The organism is Ferroacidibacillus organovorans, assembly GCF_001642725.1.
Lineage (GTDB): Bacteria > Bacillota > Bacilli > Alicyclobacillales > SLC66 > Ferroacidibacillus > Ferroacidibacillus organovorans.
This window is the reverse complement of sequence record NZ_LSUQ01000095.1, coordinates 1-6,519: the sequence shown is the minus strand read 5'-3', so window position 1 is coordinate 6,519 and position 6,519 is coordinate 1. Positions and strand designations below refer to the sequence as shown.

Below are 6,519 nucleotides of genomic sequence, written 5' to 3'. Positions count from 1 at the left end.
GCAGGGTGCGCGTCTTTTGCGCGGTGTGGCCAATGTATTCACCGACAAGATCAGCGCGCTCCGCTTCCACCAAGTGTCCTTTGGAAAGCACGCCAAGCGCTGCAAACATTTGTCCGAGGATACGCGCAACCGTCGTTTTGCCCGTTCCTGGCTTTCCCGTAAAAACCATATGCCAGACGCTGCTATCCGATCGCAGCTGATGCACGCGACGCTTATTTTGAATCAGCGCGTACGCGTACAACTCTTCAATCATCGCCTTGACTTCACTCAATCCAATGAGGCGGTGCAAGGGTTCTAAGAGCGCATTCTTGTCGACATCCGCGACAGGTGGTTTCTGGCTGACAGCCCGGGGATCGGAGCGTCGTCTGACCAAATCACGAGCATCCTCTACACGTTCATACGCATCATCAGGCCACGCGCGGCCACTTCGCTCATTTCTTGAAAGCACAATTCGCGTCACACCATTCCCTCGCCTATCTGCATAAGGATCACCGCCAAACTGTGTGCGGTGAATGCCATCCTACGCAGATGCCTCAGGTTCTGTGCATGAGCCTAGGGCGCCCTGTCAGGTTGAGGACGAACGATCCTTGCTAAGTGTTTCTTCGAGCGGGCTTTCGGCGCCCGCCTTCCGCTTTGCGTTTTGCAGCAAAAACGTGCCAATCAAAAGGATTCCACCGCCGAGAAACGTGCGCTGTGACGGGAGTTGTCCGATGATGAGCCACTGCAGGAGCGCGGCGAACAGCGCCTGAGGATAAAAGGTCAGGCTTGCAGACAGCCCTGTCGGCACGCGCGGCAACGCGTACCCAAAAAGCGTATAGGCGATGACACTGACAAAGAGCGCGATAAAGAAAAATCCTAACCAGGAAGCGAGGGAGAAGTGAGCGTATGACTGCACGACAACGCTTACTTTGCCCTGAACAAAAGCGATAAACCACAGCACGATTGCACCGAACACCGACGTGATGCCGAGCACATCAAACCGCGGCAACGCTTGAAAAAGCTTTCGCGAGATGACCGTGTAAAACGCGAAGGATGCCATACCGATCACGGCGTCAAGTAGCGCAGCTAAACTGGCGTGTCCGCGCCCACTGGCCTGCGTCGCGATAAGGATGACCCCACACAGAGCGATTCCCATGCCAAGCAGTTGTTTGCGTGTTAAGCGCTCCCGATAAAACACAAACGCCAAAAATGCGGCGAGAATCGGTGCCGCGTTGATGATCAACAGCGATTCGACGGGCGAGAGCGTCAAGAGGGACTGATAATAAAAGAGCGGGTAAAAAACGGCTACCGAAAGACCTGCCGCAGCGAGCGTGAGCCACGTGCGCATACTCATCTGACGAAACCTTTTGCGCGCGTGATACGTAGAGGGAAGAAAGCAAAGCGCGGTGACGGTAAAACGTCCGACGGTGAGCGGCAGAGGAGCGATCACACGCTCGACATTTGCGCCGATGACCGCGTGCGCGCCCCAGATCGCGCTGACCACGAGCAACGCGATCACCGCTAGGCGCATTTGACTCACGCGCGCCACGGTTCGTGCGGCCAATTTCCAGTGCAGATTTCTTCTGCGGGACCTGTCATATAGACATGCCCATCGTGATTATACCGGATCAAAAGATCGCCTCCGAGCAGATGAACCGTGATATCCTCTTCGCGGTCACACACGTGATGCAGGCATGCCGCGACAACCGCCGCGCACGCGCCAGTGCCACACGCCTGCGTGACTCCAGATCCGCGCTCCCACACGCGAAAGTCAATCTCGCGGCGATTTTTCATCGTGACAAACTCAACGTTCACACGCTCCGGAAAGAGCTCATGCCGCTCCACCCTTGGACCGTATACCTCAACAGGGTGCGTTTTGGCATCGTCAACAAAAAAGATTGCGTGCGGATTGCCCATCGAGACACCTGTAAACTGAAGCGTTTCTCCATTCACCGTGAGTTCATCGCGCAGCGCCGTTTCATCAGGCGCACCAGAGAGAACTGGCAGATCGGCGCGTCGCAAGCGTGCCGGACCCATATCAACGGTTACCGCAGAGACGAGGTCGCTTGAACCGATGTGCAGATCAAGTTTCATGATGCCCGCTTTCGTCTCCACCGTAATCGCCGTCGCTTTCGTCAAAGCGTGGTCGTAGAGATACTTCCCGACACAGCGGATTCCGTTTCCACAGTTTTGCGACTCTGAGCCGTCCGCATTAAAAATTCTCATCTGTGCATCAGCGACTGTCGATGGACCGATGGTGATCAGTCCATCCGAGCCGATACCACGATTCACATCGGCCACGGCGATTGCGAGGGGCGAGAGCGCATCTTCTGGAATCTCTTCCTGCCAGAGATCGACATAAATGTAGTTGTTACCAAGTCCGTGCATTTTCGTAAAGCGCATCCCGGCATCCCCTCCCGATTCTTGAAACGTAAGCTTAGACACCCCACCATTTAACGCACGACGAGATTCAACAGCTTTCCTGGAACATAGATCGGCTTGACGATCGCTTTTCCAGCCAATGCGCGATCAACCAGCTCGCGCGCTTTGACCTGTTCAAGCAAAGCGTCAAGCGGTGCATCCATCGCCACCGTCACTCTGTCCTTGATCTTTCCGTTCACCTGGATCACGATCTCAACCTCATCTTCTTGCAGATAAGAAGGATCAAACACAGGCCATTCCGCAAGGAAAACAGACGTCTTGTGGCCGAGCATTCGCCAGCACTCCTCGGCCAAATGCGGCGCGAGTGGACTCATACAGATGACAAACGCCTCAAGCGTCTCCCGGTCAAGCGCCCCGCTTTGATCGTTCATGACGCTAACAAACTCCATAAACGCGCTAACCACTGTATTAAACCGGAATGATTCGATCCGCTCCGTCACTTGTTTGATCAAGCGATGACGCGCCTTCAATACGGCGCGCTCCGCGTGTTGACGACCTACGGCGTGCACGGTGCGCTCTTCCATCAGTCGATAGACGCGAGAGAGAAAGCGCGCCATACCGTCAATCGCGCGCGGGTTCCACTCTGCGTCCACTTCCGGGGGACCCACGAAGAGTTCGTAGAGTCGCACCGTATCAGTGCCATAGCGTTCAACCAATTCATCAGGCGAAACGACATTGCCTTTTGATTTTGACATTTTCGCGCCATTGAGCGTCAACATCCCTTGATTAAACAGCCGTAAAAATGGCTCATTAAAGGAGATTACCTTGCGATCGTAGAGCACTTTTGTAAAAAATCTCGCATAGAGGAGATGGAGCACAGCGTGCTCTACCCCACCAATATACATATCAACCGGCAGCCAGTGATCCACCTTTTCTTTGGAAAATAGCTGCTCTTGATTGTGCGGATCAGCAAACCGCAAAAAGTACCAACATGAGCCTGCCCACTGTGGCATCGTATCTGTCTCGCGCCGCGCAGGACCTTGACACTTCGGACACGTGGTCTGTACAAACGACTCCATCGCCGCGAGCGGCGACTCGCCTGTCCCCGTCGGCTCATAGCGCTCAACATCCGGGAGAAGCACCGGAAGATCTGACTCAGGAACCGGCACGGTTCCGCACGACGCGCAGTGAATCAGCGGAATCGGTTCCCCCCAATAGCGCTGCCGCGCAAACACCCAATCCCGCAACTTGTAGGAGACAACAGCTTCTGCGCGACCGCTCGCCTCCAGATGAGCGAGAATCGCCCGCTTTCCTTCTGTGATACTAAGTCCGTCAAACGCAGCAGAGTGTACGAGCAACCCTTCCCCCGTATACGCCTCCTTGAGCGGAACGTTCGCGGCAACGCCCTTTTCTGCAATCACGCGGCGAATCGGCAATTGATACGCAACTGCAAACGCAAAGTCGCGCTCATCGTGCCCTGGAACGGCCATGATGGCGCCCGTCCCATAGTCCATAAGCACATAGTCCGCGATGTAAATCGGCAACGCCTCATCGTTGATCGGATTGATCGCATACGCACCTGTAAACTGGCCCGTTTTTGATTTATCCTGCATCTGCCGCGTCAGCGCACTTTTTGCGAGCGCTTCGCGCACGTACTTTTGCACGAAAGCGTGTTGCTCAACTGTCGTGATCACCTCAACGAGTGGATGCTCTGGCGCCAGCACCATGTACGTTGCGCCGTACAACGTGTCGGGCCGTGTCGTGAACACCTCAATCTGTTGATCGGTGTCTCCTTTTACTGCAAAGCGGATGCGTGCGCCTTCGCTTTTTCCGATCCAATTCGCCTGCATTTTTTTAACCTTGTCGGGCCACTCAAGGGTTTCAAGATCGGTGAGCAATCGCTCGGCATACGCTGTGATGCGAAGCATCCATTGATTCAGATTCTTTTTTGTCACTTCCGCGCCACAACGCTCACACGCGCCGTCTACCACTTCTTCATTCGCGAGTCCCGTTTTACAGCTCGGGCACCAATTGATCGGCATCTCTTTGCGATATGCCAATCCCATGTCAAACAACTGCAAAAAGATCCACTGTGTGAATTTATAGTATTCAGGAGAACTGGTGTTGATTTCACGCGTCCAGTCAAACATCGCGCCCATCTGTTCAAGCTGCAATTTAAAGTTTGCGATATTGCGAGCAGTTCCGACCGACGGATGGATGCCTTTTTTGATCGCATCATTCTCGGCAGGAAGCCCAAACGCGTCCCACCCCATCGGATGTAGCACTTCGTAGCCACGCAATCGCTTATAGCGACTAAACACATCCGAAAGTACATAGCCGCGCCAGTGCCCGACGTGCAGACCAGACCCAGACGGGTAGGGAAACATATCAAGACAGTAATACTTCGGACGCGCGCTGTCATCGCGCGCTTCATTTAAGTGAGCCTCGTTCCACACTTTTCGCCATTTTGGTTCAATGATGTTCGGTTCATATCCCATAGCCGCTGCCTCCTGTTGCGCATTCATGCGCACATCTAAACCGATTCGTATAAAGAGGATATTCAAATAAAAAAAGACCCACCCACACAGGGACGGAAGTCACTCCGCGGTACCACCCTGCTTAGGACGAAAGCCCTCACTCAACGCCGATAAAGGGGCGACCTTGACCACTCCGGATTGAGTTTCACGACCGCTTGCGATTGGCTCGCACATCCGCCAATTCTCTGAACGCGCCTTGTCGCTACTGAGATCCCTCACTGTGGCAATAGCACTGATTTTTTGGAAGTATACGCTGTTTTTTATCAAAACACAAGAAAAGCGAATGCCTAGTCGGCATTCGCTTTGGTGGCGGAGTGAGAGGGATTCGAACCCTCGATACGCCTTTACAGCGTATACTCGCTTAGCAGGCGAGCGCCTTCGACCAACTCGGCCATCACTCCAAAACATTGGCTCCTCGAGTAGGATTTGAACCTACGACCCTCCGGTTAACAGCCGGATGCTCTACCGCTGAGCTATCGAGGAACGCTTCATAACGCTCTTGAATTATATAGGGATTCTTTGCAGAATGCAAGTCCTTTACGATAGAACCTGCTGCGCCAAACGCAACCTACCCTAAAACGCGCAGACGGGTGATACGCGGCACAATCTCTTTTGTTCCATATTTTGAGCGAAACGTGATCGTGAGCATCTGCTCTTCACCAACGCCCGAAAGATCCGTGACGACGCCCACTCCGTACTGCGGGTGGCGCACGGTCATCCCGATCTCAAAGCGTGCCTCTTGTACAGGATCGGCCCCTGTGCGCTCCGTGTATTCTTCCGGTATCTCCTGCAAAAAACGCGAAGGATCATTCATGTGTACCTGACCGAACGTGCTGCGCTCAAGACAGTAAGAGAGATGCAGTTTATCTTTAGCCCGCGTTACCGCGACATAAAAAAGATTGCGCTCTTCCTCAACCCCATCAATCGTGTCGAGCGAACGGCTGTGCGGAAAGACAGTCTCTTCAACCCCGAGCACAAAGACTACCGGAAATTCCAGCCCCTTTGACGCGTGAACCGTCATCAGGCGCACAGCATCGCGCTCGTCATTTTCATTGCGATCGACATCGGTCATCAAGCTCGTCTCCGCGAGAAAATCAAGTACGGTTCCGCGTCGCCTGCGGTCAAACGATCGCGTGATGCGATCTAACTCATCAATGTTTTCAAGACGCGTGCGATCTTCCTCCTTCGAACTCTGCGCGTACATTTCGCGATAGCCGCTCGTTCGCAGTACATCGTGCAGAAATTCCGTGACGGTCGCCCCAATCATGCGCTCTTGAAGGTGCTCGATCATCTCAGCAAAACGCGCAACTTGCTCCGCCGACTTAAGCTGATCGACAAGCTTAGCCCGCTTGATCGCATCCATCAACGTCAAATCCTCATCATGCGCATAATCGAGCAGCTTGCGGATGCTCCCCTCGCCAATCGAACGCTTGGGGACATTGATGATCCGCAAGAGAGAAATCTCGTCTTGCGGATTGGCAATCGCCCTGAGATACGCCATCACATCCTTGATTTCGCGTCGATCATAAAACGTCATGCCACCCACAACGTGATAAGGTATCGCCGCTTGCAGGAGCACATCCTCTACGGCGCGCGACTGTGCGTTTGCGCGGTATAGCAC

The 6,519-nt window shown here is 54.0% G+C and carries 5 protein-coding genes and 2 tRNA genes; all 7 read right to left on the bottom strand.

Features of this window, described 5'->3' with window-relative positions; translation table 11 throughout:
- On the bottom strand, positions 1–460 hold a 460-nt coding region (locus tag AYW79_RS16225; protein ID WP_231877930.1), incomplete at its 3' end, for an AAA family ATPase.
- A 105-nt stretch (positions 461–565) separates the two neighbouring features.
- Positions 566–1,528: a DMT family transporter gene (locus AYW79_RS14965; protein WP_067567600.1), complete on the bottom strand. Its 963-nt coding sequence runs from the start codon at positions 1,526–1,528 to the stop codon at positions 566–568.
- Positions 1,516–2,382 (bottom strand): diaminopimelate epimerase, encoded by an 867-nt coding sequence (gene dapF / locus AYW79_RS14960; RefSeq protein WP_067567597.1) that lies wholly within the window; start codon positions 2,380–2,382, stop codon positions 1,516–1,518. Before dapF ends, AYW79_RS14965 begins: the two co-directional genes overlap by 13 nt.
- A 50-nt stretch (positions 2,383–2,432) precedes the next feature.
- Positions 2,433–4,859, bottom strand: coding sequence for a leucine--tRNA ligase (gene leuS / locus AYW79_RS14955; protein ID WP_067567593.1), 2,427 nt, complete (start codon positions 4,857–4,859; stop codon positions 2,433–2,435).
- Between the two features lie 346 nt (positions 4,860–5,205).
- Positions 5,206–5,299: transfer RNA gene (locus AYW79_RS14950), tRNA-Ser, on the bottom strand.
- Positions 5,300–5,306: 7 nt separating this feature from the next.
- Positions 5,307–5,381 (bottom strand) — tRNA-Asn (locus AYW79_RS14945).
- An 85-nt stretch (positions 5,382–5,466) separates the two neighbouring features.
- On the bottom strand, positions 5,467–6,519 hold a 1,053-nt coding region (locus tag AYW79_RS14940), incomplete at its 5' end, for a 3'-5' exonuclease (RefSeq protein WP_197467737.1).

Bases quoted from the DNA above. Each gene is read 5' to 3' on its own strand.
- dapF (WP_067567597.1), bottom strand. From the start codon at position 2,382: ATGCGCTTTACGAAAATGCACGGACTTGGTAACAACTACATTTATGTC.
- leuS (WP_067567593.1), bottom strand. From the start codon at position 4,859: ATGGGATATGAACCGAACATCATTGAACCAAAATGGCGAAAAGTGTGG.